This window comes from Loktanella sp. R86503 (genome assembly GCF_042466455.1).
Taxonomy (GTDB): domain Bacteria; phylum Pseudomonadota; class Alphaproteobacteria; order Rhodobacterales; family Rhodobacteraceae; genus Loktanella.
Window position 1 is genome coordinate 2270585 of record NZ_JAXHCI010000002.1, and the last position, 25848, is coordinate 2296432.

Annotated in this window: 20 protein-coding genes and 1 tRNA gene; 4 read left to right on the top strand and 17 right to left on the bottom strand. The window is 60.1% G+C overall.

Translation table 11 applies throughout. From position 1 onward, the window contains the following. Positions 1-67 precede the first annotated feature (67 nt). From SJY10_RS12110 to gabT, 11 genes are all read right to left on the bottom strand, one after another. Positions 68-3133 (bottom strand): efflux RND transporter permease subunit, encoded by a 3066-nt coding sequence (locus SJY10_RS12110; RefSeq protein WP_386682921.1) that lies wholly within the window; start codon positions 3131-3133, stop codon positions 68-70. Beyond that, positions 3130-4389 (bottom strand): efflux RND transporter periplasmic adaptor subunit, encoded by a 1260-nt coding sequence (locus tag SJY10_RS12115; protein WP_386682923.1) that lies wholly within the window; start codon positions 4387-4389, stop codon positions 3130-3132. Before SJY10_RS12115 ends, SJY10_RS12110 begins: the two co-directional genes overlap by 4 nt. A 170-nt stretch (positions 4390-4559) precedes the next feature. Continuing rightward, positions 4560-4751, bottom strand: a complete 192-nt coding sequence (locus SJY10_RS12120; RefSeq protein ID WP_386684658.1) for a hypothetical protein — start codon at positions 4749-4751, stop codon at positions 4560-4562. Beyond that, positions 4664-5923, bottom strand: coding sequence for a sensor histidine kinase (locus SJY10_RS12125; RefSeq protein WP_386682925.1), 1260 nt, complete (start codon positions 5921-5923; stop codon positions 4664-4666). Before SJY10_RS12125 ends, SJY10_RS12120 begins: the two co-directional genes overlap by 88 nt. After that, on the bottom strand, positions 5920-6591 hold the full coding sequence (locus tag SJY10_RS12130; protein WP_386684660.1) for a response regulator: 672 nt from the start codon (positions 6589-6591) through the stop codon (positions 5920-5922). The genes SJY10_RS12125 and SJY10_RS12130 overlap by 4 nt, the downstream gene beginning before the upstream one ends. A gap of 172 nt (positions 6592-6763) precedes the next feature. Continuing rightward, on the bottom strand, positions 6764-7894 hold the full coding sequence (locus tag SJY10_RS12135) for a Do family serine endopeptidase (protein ID WP_386682927.1): 1131 nt from the start codon (positions 7892-7894) through the stop codon (positions 6764-6766). A 177-nt stretch (positions 7895-8071) separates the two neighbouring features. Beyond that, the gene (locus SJY10_RS12140) at positions 8072-9043 is read right to left on the bottom strand and encodes a C45 family autoproteolytic acyltransferase/hydolase (RefSeq protein ID WP_386682929.1); all 972 of its coding nucleotides are present in this window, start codon (positions 9041-9043) and stop codon (positions 8072-8074) included. Beyond that, positions 9044-10504, bottom strand: coding sequence for a biotin carboxylase (locus SJY10_RS12145; protein WP_386682931.1), 1461 nt, complete (start codon positions 10502-10504; stop codon positions 9044-9046). Positions 10505-10517: 13 nt separating this feature from the next. Continuing rightward, positions 10518-13286: an aminotransferase class I/II-fold pyridoxal phosphate-dependent enzyme gene (locus SJY10_RS12150; protein WP_386682933.1), complete on the bottom strand. Its 2769-nt coding sequence runs from the start codon at positions 13284-13286 to the stop codon at positions 10518-10520. 84 nt (positions 13287-13370) lie between these two features. Then, positions 13371-14342 (bottom strand): carbon-nitrogen hydrolase family protein, encoded by a 972-nt coding sequence (locus SJY10_RS12155; RefSeq protein ID WP_386682935.1) that lies wholly within the window; start codon positions 14340-14342, stop codon positions 13371-13373. A 149-nt stretch (positions 14343-14491) separates the two neighbouring features. Next, positions 14492-15898 carry a 4-aminobutyrate--2-oxoglutarate transaminase gene (gene gabT / locus SJY10_RS12160; RefSeq protein WP_386682937.1) on the bottom strand — a complete coding sequence of 469 codons (1407 nt, stop codon included), beginning with the start codon at positions 15896-15898 and terminating at the stop codon, positions 14492-14494. A gap of 209 nt (positions 15899-16107) precedes the next feature. Here gabT and SJY10_RS12165 point away from each other — a divergent pair, with 209 nt between their 5' ends. Then, a complete protein-coding gene (locus tag SJY10_RS12165) occupies positions 16108-16671 on the top strand; it encodes a cupin domain-containing protein (protein ID WP_386682939.1) in 564 nt (187 codons plus the stop codon). A gap of 12 nt (positions 16672-16683) precedes the next feature. Here SJY10_RS12165 and SJY10_RS12170 read toward each other — a convergent pair whose 3' ends face one another. From SJY10_RS12170 to SJY10_RS12185, 4 genes are all read right to left on the bottom strand, one after another. Next, positions 16684-17106 (bottom strand): hypothetical protein, encoded by a 423-nt coding sequence (locus SJY10_RS12170; protein ID WP_386682941.1) that lies wholly within the window; start codon positions 17104-17106, stop codon positions 16684-16686. A gap of 170 nt (positions 17107-17276) precedes the next feature. Then, complete coding sequence (locus SJY10_RS12175; RefSeq protein ID WP_386682944.1) at positions 17277-19163, bottom strand: acyl-CoA synthetase; 1887 nt, start codon at positions 19161-19163, stop codon at positions 17277-17279. 103 nt (positions 19164-19266) lie between these two features. Then, on the bottom strand, positions 19267-21060 hold the full coding sequence (locus tag SJY10_RS12180) for an ABC transporter transmembrane domain-containing protein (RefSeq protein ID WP_386682947.1): 1794 nt from the start codon (positions 21058-21060) through the stop codon (positions 19267-19269). Positions 21061-21185: 125 nt separating this feature from the next. Further along, positions 21186-21260, bottom strand: a tRNA-Gly gene (locus SJY10_RS12185). 140 nt (positions 21261-21400) lie between these two features. On the opposite strand from SJY10_RS12185, the gene SJY10_RS12190 reads away from it, so the two are divergent. Further along, positions 21401-21769: a hypothetical protein gene (locus SJY10_RS12190; RefSeq protein WP_386682949.1), complete on the top strand. Its 369-nt coding sequence runs from the start codon at positions 21401-21403 to the stop codon at positions 21767-21769. Between the two features lie 6 nt (positions 21770-21775). Here SJY10_RS12190 and SJY10_RS12195 read toward each other — a convergent pair whose 3' ends face one another. Further along, the gene (locus SJY10_RS12195; RefSeq protein ID WP_386684663.1) at positions 21776-22438 is read right to left on the bottom strand and encodes an SOS response-associated peptidase; all 663 of its coding nucleotides are present in this window, start codon (positions 22436-22438) and stop codon (positions 21776-21778) included. Positions 22439-22607: 169 nt separating this feature from the next. After that, on the bottom strand, positions 22608-24164 hold the full coding sequence (locus tag SJY10_RS12200; protein ID WP_386682952.1) for a bifunctional metallophosphatase/5'-nucleotidase: 1557 nt from the start codon (positions 24162-24164) through the stop codon (positions 22608-22610). Between the two features lie 204 nt (positions 24165-24368). On the opposite strand from SJY10_RS12200, the gene SJY10_RS12205 reads away from it, so the two are divergent. Both SJY10_RS12205 and SJY10_RS12210 read left to right on the top strand, forming a co-directional pair. Beyond that, positions 24369-24704 (top strand): DUF952 domain-containing protein, encoded by a 336-nt coding sequence (locus SJY10_RS12205; RefSeq protein ID WP_386682955.1) that lies wholly within the window; start codon positions 24369-24371, stop codon positions 24702-24704. A 3-nt stretch (positions 24705-24707) separates the two neighbouring features. Next, a complete protein-coding gene (locus tag SJY10_RS12210) occupies positions 24708-25757 on the top strand; it encodes a quinone-dependent dihydroorotate dehydrogenase (protein ID WP_386682958.1) in 1050 nt (349 codons plus the stop codon). Positions 25758-25848 lie beyond the last annotated feature (91 nt).

Here is a 25848-nt window from a genome sequence, read left to right on the forward strand (position 1 = left end):
TTTTTCGTCGAAAAATCGTATGCCCCGTTGGCGGTGTAAAAGGGCTGCGTGATGCAGCCCCTTTACCCTATTCGGCCGGTGCATCCTGTGGTTTGTTCACGTTCAGGCCGCGCATCAACAGCCGCGACGCCCTGCTGCGGCCACCGTCAATCACTGAAAACAATGACGGGATAAAAATCAGCGATAGCAACGTCGACAACAGCAATCCGCCAATCACTGCCACCGCCATAGGAGAGCGAAATTCACCCCCGGCCCCAAAGGCCAGCGCCGATGGCACCATGCCTGCTGCCATCGCAATTGTAGTCATCACGATTGGCCGCGCCCTCTTGTGACCTGCATCCAGCATACCTTCGGTGCGCGTTGCCCCGCTCTTCATTGCCTCTAGGGCGAATTCGACCAGCATGATGGCATTTTTCGTGACGATTCCCATCAGCATCAGAAAGCCGATGACAACCGACAGTCCAATCGCTGATCCGGTCAGATAAAGCGCCAGAATCGCCCCGCCAATCGCAAGGGGCAGCGACATCAGAATTGTGAAGGGCGTCACAAAGCTGCCAAACAGCAGCACCAGCACGACGTAAACGAGCATCACACCTGCCCCCATCGCGGTTCCGAAAGATGCGAAAACCTCGCCCTGTACCTCTGCGTCACCGGTGGACTGGACACGCACACCGGGCGGCAGATCGGACCCTGCGCCGGGCAGCGCGAAAATGCTGTTTGTGGCCTGCCCCAACACCGCACCATCGGCCAAATCGGCCTGCAAGGTAATACGCGTTTCGCGGTCGTAGCGTTCGATGGATGATGGCCCGTTCGCCAGCGTGACATCCGCGACGACCGACAAGGGCACGGGCGCCCCCGTCTGTGTGGGGATGCGCTGACTGGTCAGCAGTTCCAGATTGCGGCGACTGTCTTCGGCAATGCGCACGACAACCGGGATCTGGCGTCCGTCGATACTGAATTTCGCAAGATTGGCATCCGTATCGCCAATTGTCAGAACCCGAATCGTCGACGCAAGGTCGGATGCGGTCACCCCCAGCTCTGCCGCGATTTGCGGGCGCGGCGTAAGGCGCAGCTCTGGCCGTTCTAGGCTGGCGGCATTGGTGATATTCTTGATCGTTGCGACGCCGGACATCTGGGTTGCCAAATTCTGCGCCGCCTGCGTGACGATATCCAGATCGTCGCCCAGCACGGCGACGTTGACAGCGCGCTGACCGTTGGCGGCCAGCATGTTGATCCGGGCATCGGGAATATCGGCCAGACGGGCGACCAGATCATCCTCGATATCGAACTGGCTGCGCTCTCGGGTGTCTTTGGCCCCGAGCGTGACAGTGATGTTTGCCTTGGCGACATTGCCCCCTGCGCCCCCTTGCACCAACACATTCTGCACCTCTGCGATGTCTTTCGCGCGGGCTGCAATGTCGTTGGTGATAGTGCGGGTTTCGGCCAAGGTCGCGCCGGGCGGCAGCTCTACACTGACTTGCAGGCGGCCCTCATCGGCTTCGGGAATGAATTCGGACGGAAGCAGGGTCGCGGAATAGATCGAGCCGGCGAAAATCCCAAGGCCAAGGACCATCGTGATCAGACGATGATGCAGCGTCCAAGCCAGCAGGCGCATATAACCGCGCATGATAAAGCCGTCTTTTTCCGCGACGTGGTTGGGCGCATCCTTCAGGATATAGGCTGCCATCATCGGTGTGATCAGACGCGCAACCAGAAGCGAAAACAGAACCGCAACCGCGACGGTCAGGCCGAACTGTTTGAAATACTGCCCTGCAATGCCAGACATAAAGCTGACAGGTGCAAAGACGGCGACGATGGTAAAACTGATCGCAATTACGGTCAGGCCGATTTCGCCTGCCGCTTCCTCGGTCGCCTCATAGGCGGGTTTGCCCATGTGGATGTGGCGGACGATATTCTCGATCTCGACAATCGCGTCGTCCACCAAGATACCTGTCACCAGCGTAATCCCGAGCAAAGACACGGTGTTGAGCGAAAACCCCAGCATCTGCATGACAAAGAATGTCGGGATAATCGACAGTGGCAAGGCCACAGCGGTAATCAGGGTGGCGCGCCAGTTTTTCAGGAACAGAAACACCACGATGATCGCCAAAGCGGCCCCTTCATATAGCGTTTCCATCGCGGAATGATAATTGCCGGCGGTATATTCGGTGGCATCGTCGATCAGCGTGATCTCTACCCCCGGATAGGCGGCGCGCACCTCGTCCAGCCGTTCGATGACGCGTTCAGCTACAGACAGGTCTGACGCCCCCGTTGCGCGAAACACGCCAAAGGCCACGACGGGCTGGCCGTCAAGGGTGGCAAAGCTGCGCGCCTCTGACGGGCCGTCAATAACCTCGCCCACGTCGGACAGGCGGATCGTGCGGCCATCCGCCAGCGACAGCGGCGTTGCCGCGAGCTGTTCAATCGTATCCGCCCCGCCAAGGGCGCGGATGGAAAATTCTTGCCCCCCGATATCGCCGCGCCCGCCGCCAAGGTCGATATTCGTGGCCGATAACTGACGGCTGATCGACGCGGCAGAAATTCCAAAGGCCAGCAGGCGCTGGGGGTCCAGTTCGACCTTGATCTCTCGGTCCGCACCGCCAAGGCGGGTGATCTTGCCTAGCCCGGCGACGCCCTGCAATTCGCGGTTTAGAACCTCGTCCACGAAATAGGACAGGTCTTCGATACTGCGGCTGGGGTCGGCGACGGCATAGGTCATGATTGCCTGCCCCGTCACATCCAGCCGTTGCACCAGCGGCTCTGTTATGCTGTCAGGCAGTTCGGCCCGCACGCGTGTTATCGCGTCCTTGACGTCGTTCAGGGCGCGGTCGCTGTCGGTCGACAGTTCGAATTCCACGGTTGTCACGCTACTGCTGTCCGTCGCGACAGAGGTGATATGCTTGACGCCTGTAATCGACGAAATGCTGTCCTCTATCGGTTTGGTGACCTGCGTGATTAGCTCTGACGGGGCGGCACCAGCCTGACCGACAGTCACGTCAATAATTGGCACATCGATATTGGGAAACTGTGTGACCGGCAGCGTGCGGAACGCGAACAGACCGACGATAACAAGCACAAGAAAGGCCGCAATCGACGGAACCGGGTTCCGGATTGCCCAGGTCGACATATTCATTCGGACACCTCGGCCGTGTCTGTGTCGGTGGCTGCATCTTGCTCTGGTGCCACAGGCGTCACCTTGTCCCCGGTGCGGAAAAAGGCCCCCGCCCGCAGCAGGACATTTTCCCCTTCGGCCAGACCGGCCGTGATTTCCCGCATGCCGCCCGACACGACGCCCAGTGCGACGCTGGTTTGCGCAACGGTGTTATCCACGACCTTTTGCACGACGCTGTCGCCGCCGGTGGTTGTTACCGCAGACACGGGCACGGTCAGCGCCATGCGTTGGTCGGTCTGGATATCGGCGCTGGCAAAGATACCCGCCCGCAGACCGGTTTGATCGTCAATGGACACGCGCACCGTGCCAAGACGACTGACCGGATCGACTTGCGGGCTAATCCGGCGCACGATTCCGCTGCGCGGCGGCAGACCTGCCACCTTTACGCTGGCAGTATTGCCGATGCTGACCTTGACCAAATCCGTTTCGACAATCTGGAACTCTGCCTCGATCACGCCGTCGCGGATCATGTCGAACATGGCCGTACCGGCAGCGGATAGTTCCCCCAGCTTGGCAGAGCGATCCGCAATGATCCCGTCCACAGGCGCGGTCACAGTGGCCCAGGATAGGTTCAGCGCCGCGATATCGCGGGCTGCTTCGGCCTGCGCCATCTGCGCATTCCCTGCCGCGATCGCGGCCTGCGCCGTTTGCACGGTCGCATTGGCGCTGTCGGCGCTGGCCTGCGCCTGATCCAGTGCCGACTGCGACACCGCACCGTCGCGGCGCAGCTGGGTGTTACGTTCCAGCGCGGTGGCCGCCTGTCTTGCCGTCGCATTGGCAGAGGCAAGCTGCCCTTCGCCCTGCGCAATGGTGGCCTGCGCGGCGGCCAGATTGGCATCCGCCTGCGCCAGTTGCGCGCGCAGTGTCTGGTCGTTCAACCGGGCCAGAATGTCGCCCTTGCTGACCGTGTCGCCAACATCAGCCAGCAGTTCCGTAATCTCTGCCCCCGACACGCGGGCAGAAACGACGACATCTTCGCGTGCCAACAGGTTGCCGGATGCGCTGACGATCTGCGTCACTTGGGTTTGCCGCGCGGGCACAACCGTCACCGTCGGCGCGGCGACACTTGCGGCAGCGGCGGCCCCTTGATCGGTGGCTGCCGTATCTTGCGCCAATGCCGGCGCTGCGGGCATGCCAGCAAGGGCCGCGACCAGAACAAGGCCGATCCCCGCCGGCCGCAGGATAGCCAGCGCCTTTTTCACAGCATCATTTTCCATCGCGCAGGGCCTTTTCATCCGTCAGGGGCCGTCTGCCAATGCCAGCGAAGGTGCACAGGATCGCGCCCGAGTTCATTCTGTTTCATGAAAGATCTGACAACAGCGCGCGTCCAAAGCAAGTGGGTACAAAATCGCGCTCTGCCATCTGTGATAGATTTATGCGCAACAGGTCATTGTTTCAGCGCCGCCATCCGCAAGGATACGACAAGCCCCGGCGCATTGTCCGACAAGGTCAGCGTGGCGTCATGCAAATCGGCAATCACCGCAACCAGACTCAGCCCCAGACCGCTGCCCGGCGTGGCACGGCTGCGATCCAGCCGGTATAGCCGTTGCAGCACGCGGGCGCGTTCGCCTTGGGGAATCCCAGGCCCCTGGTCGGCAACCGAAAGGATGACATCCCCCCCGCCCGGTGCAGACCGATGGTAATCGGCGTGCCTGCGGGCGTATGACGCAAGGCGTTTTCAATCAGGTTCGCAGGAATTTGACCAAGCAGGTCCTTGTCACCCAGCACCATCGCCGGCGCCGTATCCATATCAAGGCGCAGATCGCGCCTGTCTTCGGTCGCTGCGGGATCGTAAAGTTCTGCAAAGGTGGCGGCCAAGGCAGCCAGATCGACGGGAGCAAAGCGGGATTTGGGTGTGCCAGCCTCGATCTGGGCGATTTGCAGCAGGGCGTGAAAGACCGACACCACCCCTTGAACTTCGGCTTGGGCCAGATCGACAAGCGCCGCGGCATCATCCGGCAGCGGCAGGCCGGACAAATCGTCCAGATGCACCGAAATACGCTGGATCGGCGTTTTCAGATCATGTGCCACGTCCGACGACACCTGCCGCAATGTATCGACCGACGCTTCTTGTGCTGCGGCCATCCGGTCAATGCGGGTGCCAATGCGGCGAAAATCGTCGGACCATTGCGCCGTCGGCTGCACCCGCGCGGCCAGATCACCGCTAGTCAGCTGGTCCAGCGTGCGTCCCAAGGCATTGACTTGCCGGGCTGAACGGCGCGCCATGATCAGCCCCGCGCCCAGCGCAATCACCAGCGTCGGCAGCAGCGACAGCAGAACGATGTTGCGAAACACGGTCCAAAGCTGGTCAATCTCTGCCCGGCTGCGCGCGATGCTTAGCTGTCCGCCGTAAAGCGTGGTTGTCAGCGCAAGGTATTCACCGCCAATGCGTGTCCCCTCGCCGTCCAGCGTCGTCAGGTAATACCCGTTCTGATCCTGTGCCAGCACGCCGTTACCATAGTGCCGCCCCCGCGGCGTGACATAAGACAGCACAATCCGCGCCGGATCGCTGACCCGCGCCTCTGCGGCGACAAGGGCAGCAAGCGCTGTGGCCGAAGGTGCGGCACGAAAGCCGGCGACATCCTGCGTCAGATCGCGGCGCATGGTGGCATCAAGCGAGGTGCGGCTTGCGGTATAGCTTGCCGTCAGGCTGGCAATACTAATGAGGGCAAAGACCGCGACAAGCCCCAGGGCCAGTCGCACCGGGCTGGCCCGCAGCAGAGCCGTCAGGCGGTGCACAAATGACGTCATCCTTCGATCCGGTAGCCCGCGCCGCGCACGGTTTTGATCAGGTCAGACCCAAAGGGCTTGTCCACCTTGGCCCGCAGGCGGCTGATATGGGTTTCGACAACATTGGTTTGCGGATCAAACGAAATGCCCCAGACATTTTCCAGCAGCATCGTGCGGGTCTGGATACGCCCCTTGCGACGCAGCAGGTGTTCAAGGATCGCAAATTCGCGCGGCAGCAGATCAATTTTCTGCCCCGCGCGGGTCACGTCTCGCGTGACCAGATCCATGACCAGATCACCGGCCGTCAATGTCACATCCTGCGCCAGCGTCCGCGGGCGACGGCCAAGGGCGTTGATCCGGGCCGACAATTCGCCAAAGGCAAAGGGTTTGACCAGATAGTCATCCGCCCCGGCGTTCAGTCCGCCAATGCGGTCATCCACCGATCCCATCGCGGTCAGCATCAGGACCGGCGTGCGGTTGTCTGCCCCGCGCAGGGATTTCACCAAGGTCAGCCCGTCGATTTCCGGCAGCATCCGGTCGATGATCATCACGTCATGCTCTGCGCTTGTCGCCTGCACAAGACCGTCGCGGCCATTGTCAACAAGGTCGACTGTATGCCCTTCTTCGCGCAGGCCGCGGGTGATGTATTGGCCGGTCGTCCGGTCGTCTTCGACCACGAGTATTTTCATCGTGTTTCCATGCGTCATGCCTGATCCTTTGACAGATGGGGCGCGCGGGCCCGCTTGGCAAGAAAAGACCCCGCCGTCCCAAAGGGGAACCGCGGGGCCAGAGCTCTGTTGGTGCATCAACCAGAGCCAAGGACAGCGGCCCGGTGCATCGGGCCGTGCCTATCTGAATGGCCTAGACGGACTTTTTGGCCAGATCGCCGACGGTCACATCGATCGACATCTCTCGCCCTTGCCGCCAGATGGTCGCGGCCGCATCACTGCCCGGCGTCACATCCGCCACGGCGCGGGTCAGATCGCCGACGTCACTGATATCCTTGCCAGCAAAGGTCAGGATAATGTCACCATCGCGAAGTCCGGCCTTGGCGGCGGGGCTGTTCGCTGCGACATCCTCGATCACGGCACCTTTGGGGGTGTCATAGCCCAGCACATTGGCGATTTCATCGCTCATCGGGCCGATCTGCACGCCAAGCCAGCCGCGGGCAATAGAGCCGTCGTCCTGCAAATCGGCGACGATTTTCTGCACCAAATCCGATGGCACAGCGAAGCCGATGCCGACCGATCCACCGCCCGGGCTGAAGATCATTGTGTTTACACCGATGACCTCACCATTTGCGTTGAACAGTGGACCGCCGGAATTGCCCTTGTTGATCGCGGCATCGGTCTGGATGTAGTCATCATAAGGCCCCGAATGGATATCGCGCGAGACGGCAGAGACGATGCCGGATGTCACAGTGCCACCAAGGCCAAAGGGATTGCCGATGGCCAGCGCCTCGTCACCCGGACGCACGGCGGTGCTGTCACCCCAGGGCACGGTTGGCAGGTCGGTGCCAGTGTCAATCTTGATCAAGGCGATATCGGTCAGCGGGTCCACACCAATGACCTCTGCGTCGTATTCCTTGTCATCGCTTAATGTTACCTTGACCGTCTGGGCCCCGTCGACGACGTGGTTGTTGGTGACGATATACCCGTCCGCCGACACGATAAAGCCGGAGCCAAGCGCCTGTGACGGCTGCGCTGAGCCGCCTTGCGGGGTCTGGAACATAGGACCGAAGCGGCGTTCAAGCTCTTCACGCGGAAAGCCGGGGGGCAAGGCATCCGCCAGCGACTGTGCATCCTGTGCTTTCTCCGTCACCTCGATGAAAACAACGGCGGGGGACAGGGTTTCAACCAGATCGCCATAGCCGCCGGCAGGAACTGCCAGCGCAGCGGTGGGGGCAAGTGTCATGGCGGTGGAGCCGGCCAAAGCAGCTAACATCGTCAGCGCGGCGGCAGAGCGGCGGATCGCGGGGGTCATGGGCAGCATCCTTTGGTTGCGTCTTGATGCAGCCTAGATGCGCCCCTGCCCTGACGATTGCCTGACGGGTGCTATACAGATTTGTAAGGATTGAAATGGCCGCGCCGGTGGAGCCTTGATCATGCCGGCGCGGGTTCGGCCAAGTCCGGTTTTGAGTTTATTTGGCCAGATGAATGACAAGCCCCGTTATGCAACGCCCGGAATTGCGACGCGGCGGGCGCTGTCCTGGAACTGGTGCATCGACATTGGCCAGACGGTGCCGGGCCAGCGGACTTCCATTTCGCGCAGTCTGGGGCGGTATACGGTTGTGTAGAGCGTACCAAAGCCCTGAGCAAAGGCCGTGGAGTAGAGCGGCGGTTTGAGAAAAGCGTCGATAAACACGTCTTGCGGGTCACGGTGCAGGGTCAGGCGCTGCAGCAAGAACCGTTCGCGTTCGACTGTGGCGGTAAAGCGGGCATGGCTGACCCATTCGACCTGTTCCTGATGGTTGGTCGCAACGGCGTTGCGGGTCAGCAGCGTCTTGCGGTCCGGCCCCATCATCGCCGTCAGATAGTTGCGGTGCTCGTCCAGCACCGTGACGTTGTAAGACATGTGGGTCGGGATACGCATCAGCACCTCGCCCGCCTGTTCTGCCGTGGTGCAGGTTTGCAGGATATAGCGCAGGATCAGGGGAACGCCGAACCCCTGCCCCACGATGCGCCGTCCGCCAAAGGTCAGCGAAACGGCCAATCCGGCATCATTAATCCCGTCGACCAGCCCCCAAAGGCCGTCGCTGATGCCCATCACGCGGCGGCCCAGCCAGTTGGTGTTTAGGATCAGGCTATCGAAGGCGTTCGGGTTGTAGTCGTAGTTGCGCACCAGCACGGGTTCAGTGCCGGGCCAGATCGCCTGGCTGCAGCCGGTCAGATAAGGCGGCGGGTTGTAAAAGGACAAGAAACGAGCCGCCATATCCCCGCCCCCAGCCAATTCGCACAAGGAATCGTAAAGCGGCACCAGCTCTGGCATATTGGATGCCAGGGCGCGGTGACATTCCAGATAGGTCGGGCGCGCGCTTTCGCCGTCCCGCAACCACCACTTGCGATAGGCGGGCCAGTATTCGGCAAACAGCCCGGCCCACCGAGGACCGGGCTGTTCCTCTGATAACGCGCGCCAGAGCATTTACATGATCTTGAAGGCAGGTTCGGCCAGCGCAGGCCCCGCGGACGCGACGGGGAGCGGTTTGCCCGAAACGTATTGCTTGATACCGTGAATCCACTTTGATGCGCGGTCATTCAACTGGAACGACTTGGTCATGGACCGCCCCCGCGTTACAAGGATACCGATATCGGCCCCTTCATAGCGGTAATCGCCGGGCTGCAGGATGCGCAGAAAGAAAGCTTCGTTTTCCGATTCCACCGCCCGGCGGTGATAGTCGAAGCGGTCAAAGACGACGCGGCCGTCTTCCAGCATTTTGTAGATGCCGGTTTCGGGTGCATCGGTGCAGATATCAACGGTATCAGCGGTATGCTTGATGACCATCTGCGACCAGCTGTCGATCATATCCGGGTTGGCCCAGCGGTTGTTCAGCTCGTCCACGTCCAGCTGGAACTTTTTGCGGCTGAATTCCAGCAGGTGAAACAGGAACAGCGGTGCGTCGGCATGCGCAAAGGCGGCATGGTTCGTCATGGATGAACAGCCGGTAATGCGCGGGTTCAATTCGCCCAGCCACAGATCGCCGGTCTTTTTGTCGATCAGGAAATCGAGCTCGAAATAGCCGCGGTAGCCTTCTTTACGCAGCTGTTCGCCGAACTTAAAGGTCATGTCGCGTGCTTTTTGCCGCACCTTGGGCGGAAAGGCAGTGGCCAGAATTTCGTTGCCGCACCATCCCCCACGATAAGGCGTCAGATCTTTGAAACCGACAAGTTCCGTCATCAACGGGCCAACGATCGTGCCTTGGGACGTGGCGCAAGCCTCGATCGCAGAGCCACGGCAGTCGATCCGCTTCATGATCTTGATCTCGCCCTCGCCGACGATTTCGTGTTCGTGGCGGCGGAAATCCTCTTCGGATTTGATAAAGAATGTGGTGTGCCCGCTGTCGCCAAAAGCCGATTGCAGCACCAGATCGTGACCGATCCCGGCCTTTTCAGTGATGCGGCGCAGGTCTTCGTAGGATTTCACCTCTGCCAGGGTGTTGGGCACAGAGGGCACACCTGCCTTGTTGCCGATGCGCACGGTTTCAATCTTGTTGTCCAGCGACTGGCGCAGCTTGGCCTTGGGGAACCAGACATCCGCACCCAGTTCCTTGGACAGACGTTCGGTTTCTTCGTCGAACATCAGGAACACGAACTTGGGCTTGCCGCCGCGGCGCTTGATGAAGTCGATGACTTCCTTGTGCTGCAGCAGATAGTTGTTGATGTCCTCTATGGACTGGAATTCTGCATGGGGCTGTTCGGACGGGCAGAACACATTGGGGTGTTTGCCGCCGTAACAATCGATGTAGCAGATATACTTGAAGTTTTTGACCCACTCATCAAGGCCGAGCAGATTGAAGTTGGTCGCAGAGATAAAATAGACGGGCTCTTCGTTACGGTGAAAGAACCGGCGAATTTCGGAGATATTCTTGAGAACTGTCGTGGTCATGAATCGTCCTTTGTTATTCTGCGGCGGTTTTCTTTGCGGTCAGTTTCTTGTTTGCTGTCAGTCGTTTCTGCGGAGTTTGCGCTGCCAGCGCCTCTGGCGTGAAGACGCGAAGCCCCAGATCGGCGCGGTAGCCGTGGATTTCATTCACGTCCAAGGCGCGCATAAAGGCAAGAATTTCAGACGATATCACCTGCCCGGGCACGAGGATTGGAAAGCCGGGAGGGTAAGGGATGATGAAACTGGCGCTGACCACTTCCTGGCCGGCGTCAAGCGCGTGCTGAAGCGATCCGTCCAGATCCATGTAATCGCAGTTGTTTTCGTCATAGGCCATGTAATAGGCCGTGCGGATATCGCCTTCTGACGTGACATTGTCGGCACGGAACGCATCATGGAAGCGGCTGAAGTCGGGCAGCGGCGGATACTTTTCCGTCAGGTTGGACACGCGGCGTTCAAAGCCGAGGCGTTCCATTTTGGACGCATCGTCCAGCAAATCGTCCAACCCGCGGGCAATTTCGACCAGCACTTCGATCAGATAAGCAACAGAGGACCGCGTGGTGCCGATGTTCGTCATGAACAGCACCGAATTGCGTGAGGTTTTGTTGATCTGGATGCCGTATTTATCCATCAATATCTGCGTCTTAAAGGTATCGCCGTCCCAGCCGGTGCCGCCGACACCCAGCGTCACGCGGGTGGCATCAAGGACGAATTCGTCATCCTCCCACGCCTCTAGCATGTCGATCCATCCGCGATCGGGGTCGTAATAGCTTTCGGTGCCGCTTTCGCGGTATTCGGACGGGATCATTTCCGCGAGGCTGAGCACCTTAAAGTATTTTTTAAGCAGCGGATGCGTAGATATGGCGCGGCGCATCGACATCGCCGCCTCTAACTGGCGCTGCACGAATTCGAACCCTTCCAGTTCGACCTGGCGGCGCCCCACATCAAGGGAGGCGATAATCTGATAATTCGGCGATGTTGACGTGTGGGTCATGTAGGCTTCGTGAAAGGCTTGTTCGACCTCGCCTTTGAAGTCCTGATCGTTGACGTGGATCATTGACCCCTGCCGCAGGGATGTCAGCGTTTTGTGCGTTGATTGCGTGGCATAAACGCGGATGCGCGCCTCTGGCGGGGCGATCAAACGGGTGTTGAGGATGGTTTCCGTGTCGGCGTTTTTCAGCATGTCCTGCTGCGCCGCATAGGCGGCGGCGTGTTCTTCGGTCTTGAACCGGGCACGCATCTTGTTGGCGGTCCGCATCGCGGTGCGTTTGCGGTAGGTCGGGTTGAAGCGGGCAAAGGCGAACCATGCCTCGTCCCACAGGAAAATCAGGTCGGGCTTGATGGCCAGGCACTCTTCCATGACGCGGTCGACGTTATAGACGATGCCGTCAAAGGTGCAGTTCGTCAGCAGCAGCATCCGCACGCGGTCCAGCTTGCCAGCGGCCTTCAGGTCCAGCAACTGCTGCTTCATCTCGCGCAGCGGCACCGCGCCGTACATGGAATATTCGTTCAGCGGATAGCTGTCGAGGTAGCAAACCTGCGCCCCTGCCAGCACCATGCCATAGTGGTGCGACTTGTGGCAATCGCGGTCGACCAGCACGATATCTCCTGGCCGAACAAGAGCTTGCACGACGATCTTGTTGCAGGTCGATGTGCCATTGGTTGCGAAAAACGTCTGCTTTGATCCAAAGGCGCGCGACGCAAGTTCCTGCGCCTCTTTGATGGGGCCGTGAGGTTCCAGCAGGGAATCCAGCCCGCCCGACGTGGCAGAGGTTTCAGCCAGAAAGATATTCGGCCCGTAAAACGCGCCCATATCCTGAATCCAGTGGCTGCGCGTGATCGATTTGCCTCGGGAAATCGGCATGGCATGAAACACACCGGTCGGCTGTTTGGAATAGTTGACCAACGCTGTAAAAAACGGGGTTTTATAACGGGACTGCACACCGCGCAGGATGTTCAGGTGCAGTTCCATGAAGTCTTCTTGGTTATAAAAGACACGGCGGCAAACACCAAGTTCGGTGCCGGCGATATCCTCGACCGACCGTTCGGTTACCAGATAGGCATCAAGTTCCGGCCGGACGTCATCGATCAGACGGCACAGCGCCGGGCCGAAATCCTTGGCTTCCAGATCGTTAAGGCGATCCGTGCCGGCGATCCCTTCCAGGAAGCGCGCCAGGATCGGGTGGTCGGATTTTGACCGCAGCGTCACGCCGGGGCGCACGACGATAGCCTGAATGTTGTGGTTGAACAGCACGGCGATCAGCGCATCCTCGACGGACGGCACGACCAAAGCCTCGTAGATAAACGGATCTTCGGCGCGACGCATGGCGTGGACATTGGCCTTGAGCCAGTGTTCTTGCGCATCCGACACCTCGTCCACGATCAGCACCTCGAAATAGGGCTTGGTCATGGCGCGCACTTCGGGGGACAGCAGCGCCTCGTCGTCGTGTTCTTCGCGGTCGTCGCTGTCGTGATCCAGCGGGATATGGCGCCGGCGGTAAGCACCGGTCGTCAGGGCACGGGCAACGCGGTGCACGCTATAGGACAGTTCGGTAAAGCTGTTGTGTTCGAACTGGCGGCGCATCTGGTCAAAGACCTGAAGCCCGGGAAAGGCCCAATAAGCCTCAATCTCTGCCAGACCGTCGAACAGTTCAGAGGCAAGACTGCGCAGCGTGGGATCGATCTTGGCTGGTGCCTCTCGGGCAAGCTGCGCCGTGACCTCTCGTAATTCGCTCCAGCGGTCGGCACGTAGCTGGGTCGCGGAATAATAGTCGGTCACGGAATGCATTACGGTCGGTCCTCGGCAGTGTTACGCGGGACGCCGATTGGGCAGACCGGCCCGGACTGATCCGGGCCGATGCCAAGATGGCGTTTAGATAACGTCAGTGTGGGGGACGATGGGTGGGACTGCAACAGTCCCGCCAGGAGTTTTGTATTCGATTTCCATCTCTGACTCCGCAGGGCCATCGACCATCAGACCAGCGCGTGTGCCTTGATGGGGGATTTCCAGCGGCCCAAGCGTTTTAAGAAAGCTGTCCACACCGCTGTTGCGGTCATAGACGGAAAAATCGACATCGCGGTCGCGGAAGGATTTCAGGACCTGCCCCAACCCCTTCATTCCGGTTTCACGCTGGCGACGGACCATATCCAGATCAATCTCGATCGGGAACATATCTTCCTGGCCCTGGCTTTGGTGCAGAACCATCGACGTCGGATCAACGACGCAGGACCGGCCGATTCCGCCAGATCCCAGACCGTTAATGTCGATCACATAGCACTGGAATTGCGCGGCGGTGGCGCGTGCGATGGCAAGTTCGGCATCGCGGTCGGTGGTGCCTGTCAGCACGGGATGCAGCAATACTTCAACGCCCTGCGCCGTCAGCTGGCGGGTCGTTTCCGGGAACCACATGTCATAACAGATCGACAGACCGAAACGGCCCACATCAGGCACGTCGAAAACGCAAAATTCCGTGCCTGCGGCGATGCCTGCCTCGTAGGGGCGGAACGGAAACATCTTGGCGTAGCGTTTGACAATATTGCCGTCGGGGTCGATTACAAAGGACGTGTTCAGGATACGACCGTCCGCGTGGCGGATAAACATGGATCCGGGGATCAGCCATACCTTGTGCTTGCGCGCGGCTTCGCAGAACCGGTCAAGGGTTTCGTTCTGCGGCTCTTGCGCGAACTTGTCGAGCGGACCAAACGGCGCAAGTTCCGAAAACAGCACCATCTGGGTCCAGGGAAAGCGCAGCATCAGCACATCTAGGCGCTGCAGCATGCCTTCGACATTGGGCACAAGCGGGTTCACATACATCTGAACGCCGGCGATTGCGAAGGGAGTCATTTCAGTTTCTTCCTCAGGGCCGGGAAAATCCGGTGGCCTTCTGTCTAGCAGCTTCGGTCTTGAAAGGGAAAGTCGTTCGCCGCCCCCTGCCAATCAATTGGAAAAATGGCGAACCGGACGGCCCGCCATTTCTAGATTTATCCGCTCGTTCAGGCTTGATGCTGCTCTGCCACGGCGGCGGTTAGGGCAGCTTCAAAGATGGCAAGGCCTTCGTCAATCACTGCGTCAGATGCGGTCAGCGGCACCATGATCCGCAGGGCATTGCCGTGCAAACCGCATGACAGCAGGATCAGGCCCCGCTGCAAGGCATGGGCCACGACACGTTTGGTCAGGTCCGCATCCGGTGCCGCGGTTGAAAAGTCGGTCACGAATTCAACGGCAACCATGCCGCCAAGGCCGCGAATATCCCACAAGCGGAACGGCGCAGCGCGGGCACCGATTTCGGAAAAGCGGGATTTGAAATGCTCGCCGATTTGCGTCGAACGTTCCAGCAGACCTTCTTCCTCGATGACGTCAATCGCGGCCAGCGCTGCGGCGCAGGCGACCGGGTTACCGCCATAGGTGCCACCAAGCCCGCCCGGGATCATCGCATCCATCACATCGGCGCGGCCGATGACGCCGGCGATGGGATAGCCGCCCGCCATGGATTTCGCGACGGTGATGAGATCGGGCACAACGCCGGAATGTTCGATCGCGAACCATTTGCCGGTGCGGCCGAATCCGGCCTGAATTTCATCCGCAATCAACAAGATGCCATGCTTGTCGCACAGCGCCCGCAAGGCTTGCATCATTTCGAACGGCACAGGGGTATAGCCCCCCTCTCCCAACACGGGTTCGATGATGATGGCAGCAATGCGCTCGGGCTGCGCATCGGTCAACATCAGGTTGTTCAGCGCTGTCAGGGCGTCCTGCACGGTGATGCCGTCGCGGGCATTTGGAAAGGGCGCGCGAAAGATGTCAGAGGGGAAAGGGCCGACGTCCTTTTTATAGGGGCTGATTTTGCCGGTCAGGCCCAGCGTCAGCAACGTGCGGCCATGGTAGCTGCCGGTAAAGGCGATCACGCCGGGGCGGCCTGTCGCGGCGCGGGCAATTTTCACTGCGTTTTCGACGGCTTCGGCACCGGTCGTGACCAGCAGTGTCTTTTTCGGGTGATCCCCGGGGGCCAGCGCGTTCAGACGTTCAGCCAGCGCAACATAGGGTTCATACTGCACAACCTGAAAAGAGGTGTGCGTATACAGATCCTCTTGCGCCTTGGCGGCGGCGACAACGCGGGGATGACGGTGGCCGGTGTTCAGCACGGCAATACCGCCGACGAAATCAATAAAGCGGTTTCCCTCGACGTCCCACAGCTCTGCGTTTTCGGCGTAGCTGGCAAAGATCGGCGCGGCAGAGGCAACGCCGCGCGGCACAGCCTGTGTGCGCCGGCGCAGCAGGGCCGCATTCGACTGCTCTTCGACGGGCAGATCGGGCACAACGGTCAGAGGGGTGCGCGGTGCTTCTGCAGCAGCGGTCGCGGGCTTGATCTTGGTCTTGGTGGTCTTGCTTTTCTGGGTCATGCGCGCGGTCCTTTGCGAGCCAAGGGGTGTATAAAAAATCAGTGCCTTGTGTTTAATATAATTGTCAAACGATGTTTTCGTTCCAATTTGCGTCACCTTTTGTCGCGCAGCGACCTTTCGTTGATTTTGCTTGAAACTTTGGCTCGCGATGCCGCTTAATGCCGTGCGGCCCCTGCAACGGCGGGCTGCAATCATAAAGGGGGATTGCGGTGGACATCGGGGAACGGCTGCGCAGCCTGCGCGAAGAACATGGGCTGTCACAGCGTGAACTTGCCGCTAGGGCAGGACTGACCAACGGCACGATCAGCCTGATCGAAAAGAACAAGACATCGCCTTCGGTCGCCTCGCTGAAGTCGCTGCTGGACGCGATCCCGATCAGCATGGCGGACTTTTTCACGCCCCCAGCAGGGGCAGAGGAAAAACCCGCATACTTTTTCAAATCGCACGAGTTTCACGAAATCGCGCCGCAGGACGCCGCCCCCCGGCCACATGTATCGCTTCGCCAGCTGGGCCGCGCATCGGAACATGCGCTGCAGTTGCTGCACGAATCCTATCCGCCCGGCGCGGACACCGGGCCGGAATTTCTAAGCCATAACGGCGAGGAGGCGGGCATCGTCGTAAAGGGCCGGATTGAGGTGACCGTAAACGGAGAAGTTTCCGTTCTGCATCCCGGTGACGGATATATCTTTGACAGCCGACTGCCGCACCGTTTCCGCAACGCCAGCGACGATGTTTGCGAAGTCATCAGTGCCTGCACGCCACCGACGTTCTAGACCGGCGGCAGCCTATGCGTCGCAAAGCTTGATCTGCGGATCAAGTGCGGCATAGCGGCGGGCCGTGATCTTGTGGATTTCGGTCGGGGGAATGAACTGCCATTCCTGCACAAACATGCGCTTGGCCGCACCGCGCAGGTAACGGGCCATTTGCTGATTGCCGATCGGTCCCTGGTTCACATTGGATCCATGGAAGCCGATTACCGCTGCCGGCCCGACGCAGGCGTTCGGCAAGGTCGTGAAGATGACGCAGGCTGACCTGCAAAAGCCGCGCACCTCTACCCGGCCGCCCCAGGCCAGTAGGTCGGCGCGGTCCGCCTCTGCACTGATCAACTGACCGCCGCCATCATTGACGATCATGTAGGGCTCTGCCGTGGGTGGCGGCCTGCGGTCAGTGCACAGGCCCATTTGACAAGCGATCGCGAACCAAAGCATAGGACGGCCTTTCAAAGAAGGTATGCCCTATCATTCCCTCCGGCTGGATGGCAGGCAAGAGGTATCAGCCGTGGCCGGCGGCTTGGCGCGCAGCACAAAGCAAAGCGCCGGAGGCATGACGAGATGCCTCCGGCGGGAGTTTAACTTGCCAGATGAAGGCGCGGAGGCAGTTACTGCGACTGGCTCCAGGCAATGGTGTATTTCGACAGGACTGCAGATATTTCGTCTGCGGTGGCGGTGCCCGCGATATGGGCGACGAGGCCGAGCTTTTTATCCTCGATCACGGATTCGACCTGCGCATTGACACCTTCGTCTTTGAGGGCCTTGTCGTAAACACGGGCAATGGCCTTTTTACGCAGGTCGGGTTTGAAGATCTTGCCGACGGCGGTTTTGGGCAGCTCGTCCATGACTTCCAGATACTTGGGGTGCGCTGCGCGTTCGTGGATATGCGCTTTGGCGTAGTCCAGAAGTTCTGCTTCGGTAATTTTGGCACCGTTAACAAGTTCGACGTAGACGCAAGGCAATTCCCCTGCGTGGGCATCGGGCTGGCCGATCGCACCGGCAAAGGCGACAGCGTCGTGACCGGCGAGGGCCTCTTCGATTTCGGCGGGGTCGATGTTGTGGCCGCCGCGAATAATCAGGTCCTTGGCGCGGCCGGTAATCCAGACATAACCGTCTTCGTCGATGCGGCCCAGATCGCCGGTGCGCAGGAATTGGGCGGCGTGATCGTCGCCGGCGTAGTAAAGGTTCTTGTTCTTGTCAGCCTCAGTGTAGGTATTGCCGTTGAAGATACCGGGCGAGGAGACGCAGATTTCCCCGATCTGGTTCACACCGCATTCGACATGGCTTTCGACGTCCATGATCTTGATCCGGGTATAGGGGAACGGAATGCCGATAGAGCCGACCTTTTTCTGACCGCTTGGTGGATTGATCGACACAAGGCAGGTCGCCTCTGTCAGGCCGTAGCCTTCGCAGATCGTCACGCCGGCGGCCTCTTCGAAGCGACGATAGAGTTCGAGCGGAAGCGGTGCGGAGCCGCAGAACACCAGCTTGAGCGAGGAGATATCGGCATTGACCGGGCGCTGCATCAGGGCGGACATGGCGGTCGGCACGGTGATGACGAATGTCACCTTGTGGCGTTCGATCAGTTTCCAGAAGTTGTCGAACACCCCTGCCCCGCGATAGCCCTGCGGTGTCGGGAACACGACATGCGCGCCCGACCCAAGCGAAGCGCCCAAGGAGACGATGGTTGCGAAGACGTGGAAAAGCGGCAGCGGGCAGATCTGCACATCTTGTTCGGTGAAGAGCAGACGCGCGCCAAGGAAGTTGTTGTAGATGATGCCGGAATACAGATGTTGCACCACCTTTGGCATGCCGGTCGTGCCGCCCGTATGGAAATAGGCCGCGACGCGGTCCACAGGGCTGTCAATGAACTGCAGGGTTGTTGACTGCTTTTTCACCGACTTGTCGAAGTCCAAGATCGTCGCCTTGTGGTTTGCCACGTTTTTGGGGCGGATCCACGGCACGATCAGCTTTTTCGCGCCGGTCAGATAGCGGTGAAGATCCACTTCGATCACATGCCCCACATTGGGGGCAAGCGCGACGGCGGCGGCGGCTTTTTGCGCCACATCGGATTTGGGGAAAGACTTCATCGTGACCAGGACTTTTGCCCCGGTTTCGCGCAGGATGGCTGCGATTTGCTCAGGTTCCAGCAGGGGGTTGATCGGGTTGACGATACCGGCGATCTGCCCGCCCAGATAGGTCAGCACTGCTTCGGTGCAGTTCGGCAACATGAAGGCGACCACATCGCCTTCGCGGATGCCAAGGCTGCGGAACAGGTTCGCGCTTTGCGCGCTGCGCGCCAGCAGTTGCGACCAGGTCAGTGTTTCGGCGGGGTCCTTGGGGCCGGATTCCAACTGGAACGTCACCGCGGGGCGGTCCGGGAATTTACCGGCGGTCTGTGTCAGCTGCGCAAAGGTCGTAACGGGCACGTCACGATCGGCCCAGGTTGTTTCCGCTTCGATGGCTGCGGCGTCAGCCCGGCCTGCATATCCCATGATGTCCCTCCCAGAACGTCTGTGGCCGCTCTACGGCCTGTCATTACCTGTTAACACTGACCGGAAAAGACGCAGCGTCGCAAGACTGACGCCACGATATTTCCTATTCCGCAGCGATACCGTCGGTGAATTGAAGTCGCGCCAGCTGCGCATAAAGCCCGCCTTCAGCGACCAGTTCGTCGTGGGTGCCGGTCGCCACGATGCGGCCGCCGTCAAAGACGACGATGCGGTTTGCCTTTTTCACTGTCGCCAGGCGGTGCGCCACGATCAGCGTGGTGCGACTGCGGGCCAGATCATCCACTGCGGCCTGAACAAGCCGTTCGCTTTGCGCATCCAGTGCGCTGGTGGCTTCGTCCAGCAGCAGGATCGGCGCGTCGCGCAGGATCGCACGCGCAATGGCGATCCGCTGTTTCTGCCCACCGGACAGCATAACGCCGCGTTCGCCGACATAGCTGTCGTAGCCGTCGGGCAGCGCCATCAGGAAATCATGGGCGGCAGCAGCCTTTGCCGCGGCTTCGACCTGAGCATCAGTTGCATCCGGGCGGCCAAAGCGAATGTTTTCCCGCGCTGTATCGCCGAATACGACAGGGTCCTGCGGAACAAGCGCGATCATCTTGCGAAAATCGGCGCGGTCCATGTCGCGCAGATCGACGCCGTCTAGACGGATCGCGCCTTCTGACGGGTCATAGAACCGTTGCAAAAGCTGGATGATCGTCGTTTTGCCCGCCCCGGACGGGCCAACCAGTGCGACCGTTTCGCCCGGCTGGACGGTCAGGTTCACATGGTCAAGCGCCGCAACGCCAAGGCGCGACGGATAGCGGAACGTCACATCATCAAAGCTGATCTGGCCCTGCGCGACATTGGGCAGGGCAGCAGGTGTCGCCGGATCGCGCACGGCGTCATCGGCATTCAGCAGCTCTACCAGGCGTTCGGTTGCACCCGCGGCGCGCTGCAACTCGCCCCACACCTCGGTCAGGGCTCCGACGGCACCGGCGACCATGACGGCATAGATGACGAATTGCACCAGTTCCCCGACGGTCATATTGCCCGCGCGCACGTCATGCGCCCCGATCCACATGACGCCCACGACGCCCGCAAAAATCAAAAAGATCACGATGGCGGTCATCCAGGCCCGCACAGCGATGCGGCTGCGGGCCGCGTCGTAGCTTTTTTCGGTCACGGTACGGAATTTTTCGCGGCTCAGATCCTCGTGGGTGAAAGCCTGCACGGTCTGGACGGACAAAAGCGCCTCTGACGCATTGCCAGAGGATTGGGCGATCCAGTCTTGGTTTTCGCGGCTCAGCACGCGCAGGCGGCGGCCCAGCACCACGATAGGTACGATCACGGCCGGCACAAGCAGCAACACCAGCGCCGTCAGTTTGAACGATGTGACCATCAGCAGAATCAGCCCGCCTGCAAAGATCAGGACATTGCGCAGGGCGATGCTGACCGAACTGCCGATCACCGACAGGATCAGCGTCGTGTCGGTCGTGATGCGCGACAGCACTTCGCCGGTCATGATGTTTTCAAAAAAGGCGGGCGACATGCCGATCATGCGATCAAAGACTGCCGTGCGGATATCAGCCACCACCCGTTCGCCAAGACGCGTGACAAGATAGTAGCGCAGGGCGGTGCCAACCGCGAGCAGCGCCGCGATGCCAAGGGCTGCGGCAAAGTAGCGATCCAGTAGTTGCCCGGCCTGCACGTCAAAATTGTCCACCACCCGGCGCACCGCCAGCGGCAGAATCAATGACACGCAGGCCGTCAACGTCAGCGCGCCCAACGCCAGAGCCATCATCCGTCGGTACGGCGCGATAAACGGCCAAAGCTGGCGCAGCGCGCCCATATTCTTTGATTTGGCGCGTTCTGCGTCGGTGACTGGGGGCGCGTCGGCCATATCATTCATCCTGATTAAGCTGGGTCGCACATAAAACTGTGACAGCCGAGGCACAAGCAAAAGGCGCTGCGGCACATTCGTTCAACCGCGCCGCCAGGCAGCAGGATTAGAAAGAGGGAAAGGCATGGAGCGGGCGACGGGAATCGAACCCGTATCTTCAGTTTGGAAAACTGAGGTCTTAACCATTACACAACGCCCGCGCGCTTTGCAGGTTAGGGTATAGCCCTGCCCAGCGTTCGGGTGCAAGCCCATTTTCGCGCATCATTTTGCCTTAGTCGCGCCACCTTTTCACAGCAAGACACGGGGAACTAATGTGCTAATCCGACCGGAGGACGAGCCAATGCGCAAATTGCTGATCCATTCTTGCCTGACCATATTCGCCCTGCTGGCCCCCATGAAGGCGGCGGCTATCGGTTGCGGTGATGTGACAAAAATCATGCGGATCGAGCCAACAGGCTATGTGCCGGACATCCACTATATTTGCAGTGGTCAGTCGGTCGCGATCTATAACCAGACCGGCTATTATGTGACGTTCTATTATACCGATGTTTACGGTAGGACGACGAAATATTCTGATCTGCGGTCCGGTTCGTGGATCTGGCTTTCATCGGCTGTGACGATTACCAATTCGACATACACCAAAAGCCGTTCGACGGTGAAACTTGCCAATGCCGCTGTCAAAGTCGGCGTTGCGCCCGACAGCTACTAGGCCGGGTCATTCGACCGGCGTCAGCAAGTCCGGCCCGCTTGCACGGTTTGAATTCACGCGCTGCGAAACCTTAGTAAACCGCAGCAGGTCATCGGGCGCGGGCCGCATCAGAACGGCTGCCCCGTGCCCCGCCTCGCCCAGCCAAAGCGGCCAGTCCTGCGGCCTGATGATCACCGGCAGACGGTCGTGGATCGGGGCCATGGCGGTATTTGCCGCACAGGTCACGACAGCGCAGGATTGCACCGGCGCATCGCCCCTGTCCCAGGACTGCCAGATTCCCGCCATCGCCATCGGCGCGCCATCGTTGCAGTCCACGAACCATGGCTGCGGCGTCTGCCCTTTTTCCCGTTTCCATTCATAAAAACCGCTGGCAACGATCAGGCAACGCCGCGCGCGGGCCGCATCGCGAAAGGCAGGCTTTTGTGCAATCGTCTCGGAACGTGCATTGATCAGCAGCGGACCGTTTGTAAGGGTATCGTACCAATGCGGCACGAATCCCCAGCGCATGCCCCGCAGCCGCCGGCTGCCCTGATCTGACGTCACCACATGCACCGGCATGGTTGGGCAAACATTGTAGTTGGGGATTTGGGGAAGGTCATTGGCCGGCGCAGCCGAAAAAACCTGCGCCATTGCGTCCTGCGGAAGGGTGATTGCCATGCGTCCACACATGGCGAAAACATAAGGCAGATTGCAGCCGCTGGCCAGATGCGGCGCAAGGTCTGCAGCGGGCCAAGCGGACATCTTTCGTCCGATCAGCCGCCTGACGCTAACCCTGTGATGGAATTCCCGGGTCGCTTGGCGCACCGCCCCGACGCTGGTTCGGGGCGGTGCAGTCGTTTTAGTTCATGTTGATGCGGCCATCGGTGTAAGGCGTATAGGTGCCAACCTCGGCGATATATTCGGCCACGACATCGGCCAGATCGGGGCCGTAGTCATAGGCATTGGCCGCCGATACGAACATGGCATAACCGTCGCCGCCATTGCGCACAAAGTTGTTGGACACAACGCCATAGGTTGCAGCCGGATCAAGCGGCGCGTCGCCGACCATAACATTGGACACGCGGCTGCCAGGCTCGTTCGCGGCCGTCACGTCGAACGTGATACCAGCAACCTGAGGGAAGCGGCCATCGCCTTCGCCCACGGCGCTGACGCCGTTTTCAAGCGCTTGCAGCAGCACATCGCCGGTGACTTCGAAAGTGGACAGCGTGTTCTGGAACGGCAGCACGGTCAGGACTTCGCCTTTGGTAATCTCGCCCGCGTCGATGCTGGCGCGGATGCCACCAGAGTTCGAGATTGCAACCTGAATCCCCTGATCGGCCACGCGGGCCAGCATGGCGTCGGAAATCAGGTTACCGCCGGAACATTCCATTTCGCGGCAGACGTCACGGTTGCCTTCGATCGCCTCGGCGGCATTGCCGACGATTTCGGACCGGATGGCTTCCAGCGGTTCTGCCAGTTCGGCAATGCGGTCAACGGTCGGCTGGTCTTCGGCAACGGAGCCGTCCATGACCAGCGGCTGGCCAGACGCTTCGGTGATGACACCAGCGTCGTCGAAGGTGACGTTCAACTCTCCCAAGTATTTGCCGTAAGCATAGGCCTGCACAATGGCGGTATCGCCGACCATGGTCGGATACTTGCCCTTGGCCCCTTCCATGTCACCCAACAGCGTGTTGTCGTGACCACCAACAATGACGTCAACACCGGTCGTATTCGCCGCGACATCCTGGTCCACCATATAGCCCGAATGGGACAGCACGATGATCTTGTTGACGCCTTCAGCCGTCAGCTTGTCCACTTCGCCCTGCACCGCGTCTGCCGGCTGGGTAAAGGTGATGTTCGGGCCGGGGCTGGCGATTTCCGGCGTGTTGACAGGGGTCAGGCCGATCAGGCCGATCTTTTCGCCGCCGCGTTCGATAATCGCGGATTTTGCGATCTTGTCAGACAGCAGCGCCTCGCCCGAAATATCGGCGTTCGACATCAGGATTGGGAAATCAACAGCATCAACAAAGGCACCCAGCACTTCGGGACCGTCGTCAAATTCGTGGTTGCCCACGGTCATCGCGTCATAGCCCAGCTTGTTCATGAACTCGGCCGTCATGGTGCCTTTGTACTGGGTGTAAAACAGGGTGCCCTGAAACTGGTCGCCGCCATCCACAAGGATAGAGTTGTTGGTTTTGGCGCGCGCCTCTTCCAGTGCGGTAACCAGACGGGCAGAGCCGCCAAAGCATTCGCCGGCGGTATTGTCTTCGGCAGCGCAAGGGCCGTCGTATTTGCTGATCGGCTCAAAGCGGTCATGAAAGTCGTTCGTGTGCAGAATGGTCAGGCTGTAATCCGCGCTTGCGGTGCCGGCCAGAAGGGCAAGCGCGCAAGAGGTTCCCAAAATGCGAAAGTTCATGAGGTATCCCTGTCTTATTTTTAAACTGATGGTCAAAGATTGGCCGCAACCCGCACACGAGTCAAATGAAGCTCCTATGACAAACCGTCAGTTGCCGTTGGGTCAGGCGAGCCATTTCAGCAACTGACTACAAAACGGGCATCCGCGCAGGCCCCCGCAGCCCAGGTGCTTGCCTTTGGCCCTGCCCTGCGTCATTCAGTGATCATGCTGATCTATAAAATCTTTCGCGGCCCCGAATGGGACGCCCTGCGTGCGGACGGATCAACGGCAGGTGCGCCTGTCGATCTGGCCGATGGTTTCATTCACTTTTCAACCGCAGCCCAGGTGCCAGAGACGGCGGCGCGGCATTTCGCCGATGTCGCGGGTTTGTGGCTGATTGCCGTTGATGCACAGGCCCTTGGCCCGGATCTGCGGTGGGAGCCGTCGCGCGGCGGCGATCTGTTCCCGCACCTGTATCGCCCCCTGCTGGATGATGACGTACGCTGGGCCAAACCATTGCCCATCAAGGACGGTCTGCATCAATTTCCCGAACTGGACTAAACGATGTTTCGCCACCTTGATGATCTGGCCCTGACCCTTTTGCAGCAGTTCGATCCCGAACGGGCGCACGGACTGGCGCTGACAGCGCTGAAAATGGGGCTTGGGCCCAGCGACGGGCCTGTCACCTCTGCCCGGTTGCGCACAACGGTTGCGGGACTTGCCTTGCCGAACCCCGTCGGCTTGGCGGCGGGTTTCGACAAAAACGCGACGGTGCTTGCGCCTTTGTCGCGCTGCGGTTTTGGCTTTATCGAGGTGGGAGCCGCAACGCCCCGCCCCCAACCCGGCAACGCCAAACCGCGCCTGTTTCGCCTGACGCAGGACAAGGCTGCCATCAACCGGTTCGGGTTCAATAACGATGGTATGGAAGCAATTGCAGCGCGTTTGAAAGGTCACAAAGGTATCGTCGGCCTGAACCTTGGCGCGAACAAGGACTCGGGCGATCGCGCCGGCGATTTCGCACAGGTGTTGACCGCCTGCGGTGATCACATCGACTTTGCCACCGTGAATGTATCCTCGCCCAACACGGAAAAGCTGCGCGATTTGCAAGGCAAGGCTGCTTTGTCGGCCCTGCTGGCCGGTGTGGTTGCTGCGAACGATGCGCTGGCGCGTCCGGTGCCTGTCTTTCTGAAAATCGCGCCGGATCTGTCGCTGGACGAGCTGGCAGAGGTTGCCGAGGTCGCCAATACCGCCGGCATTGCGGGCATCATCGCGACAAACACCACGTTAGATCGGGTTGGCCTGCATGGCCCGCATAGCGCCGAGGCCGGCGGTCTATCCGGTCAACCGTTGTTTGAAAAATCAACGCGGGTGCTGGCGCATCTGGCTGGATTGACCAAATTGCCGATCATCGGCGTCGGCGGCGTCGGGTCGGCCCAGCAGGCCTATGACAAGATTCGCGCAGGCGCGTCAGCCGTCCAGCTGTACACAGCATTGGTGTATGGCGGCATCCGGTTGGCCGAAGATATTGCAAAAGGGCTTGATGCCTTGCTGGAACGCGACGGCTTTGCCCAGGTTGCAGACGCTGTGGGCACCGGACGCGGCGACTGGACCTGACGATAGCCACCACCGCCTGCGCAATTCCGGTTTAACGCTAGCAAATTTGCTGCGTCATGCGGCAGGCGCTGCGGGGTCGCCGCCACGCCTG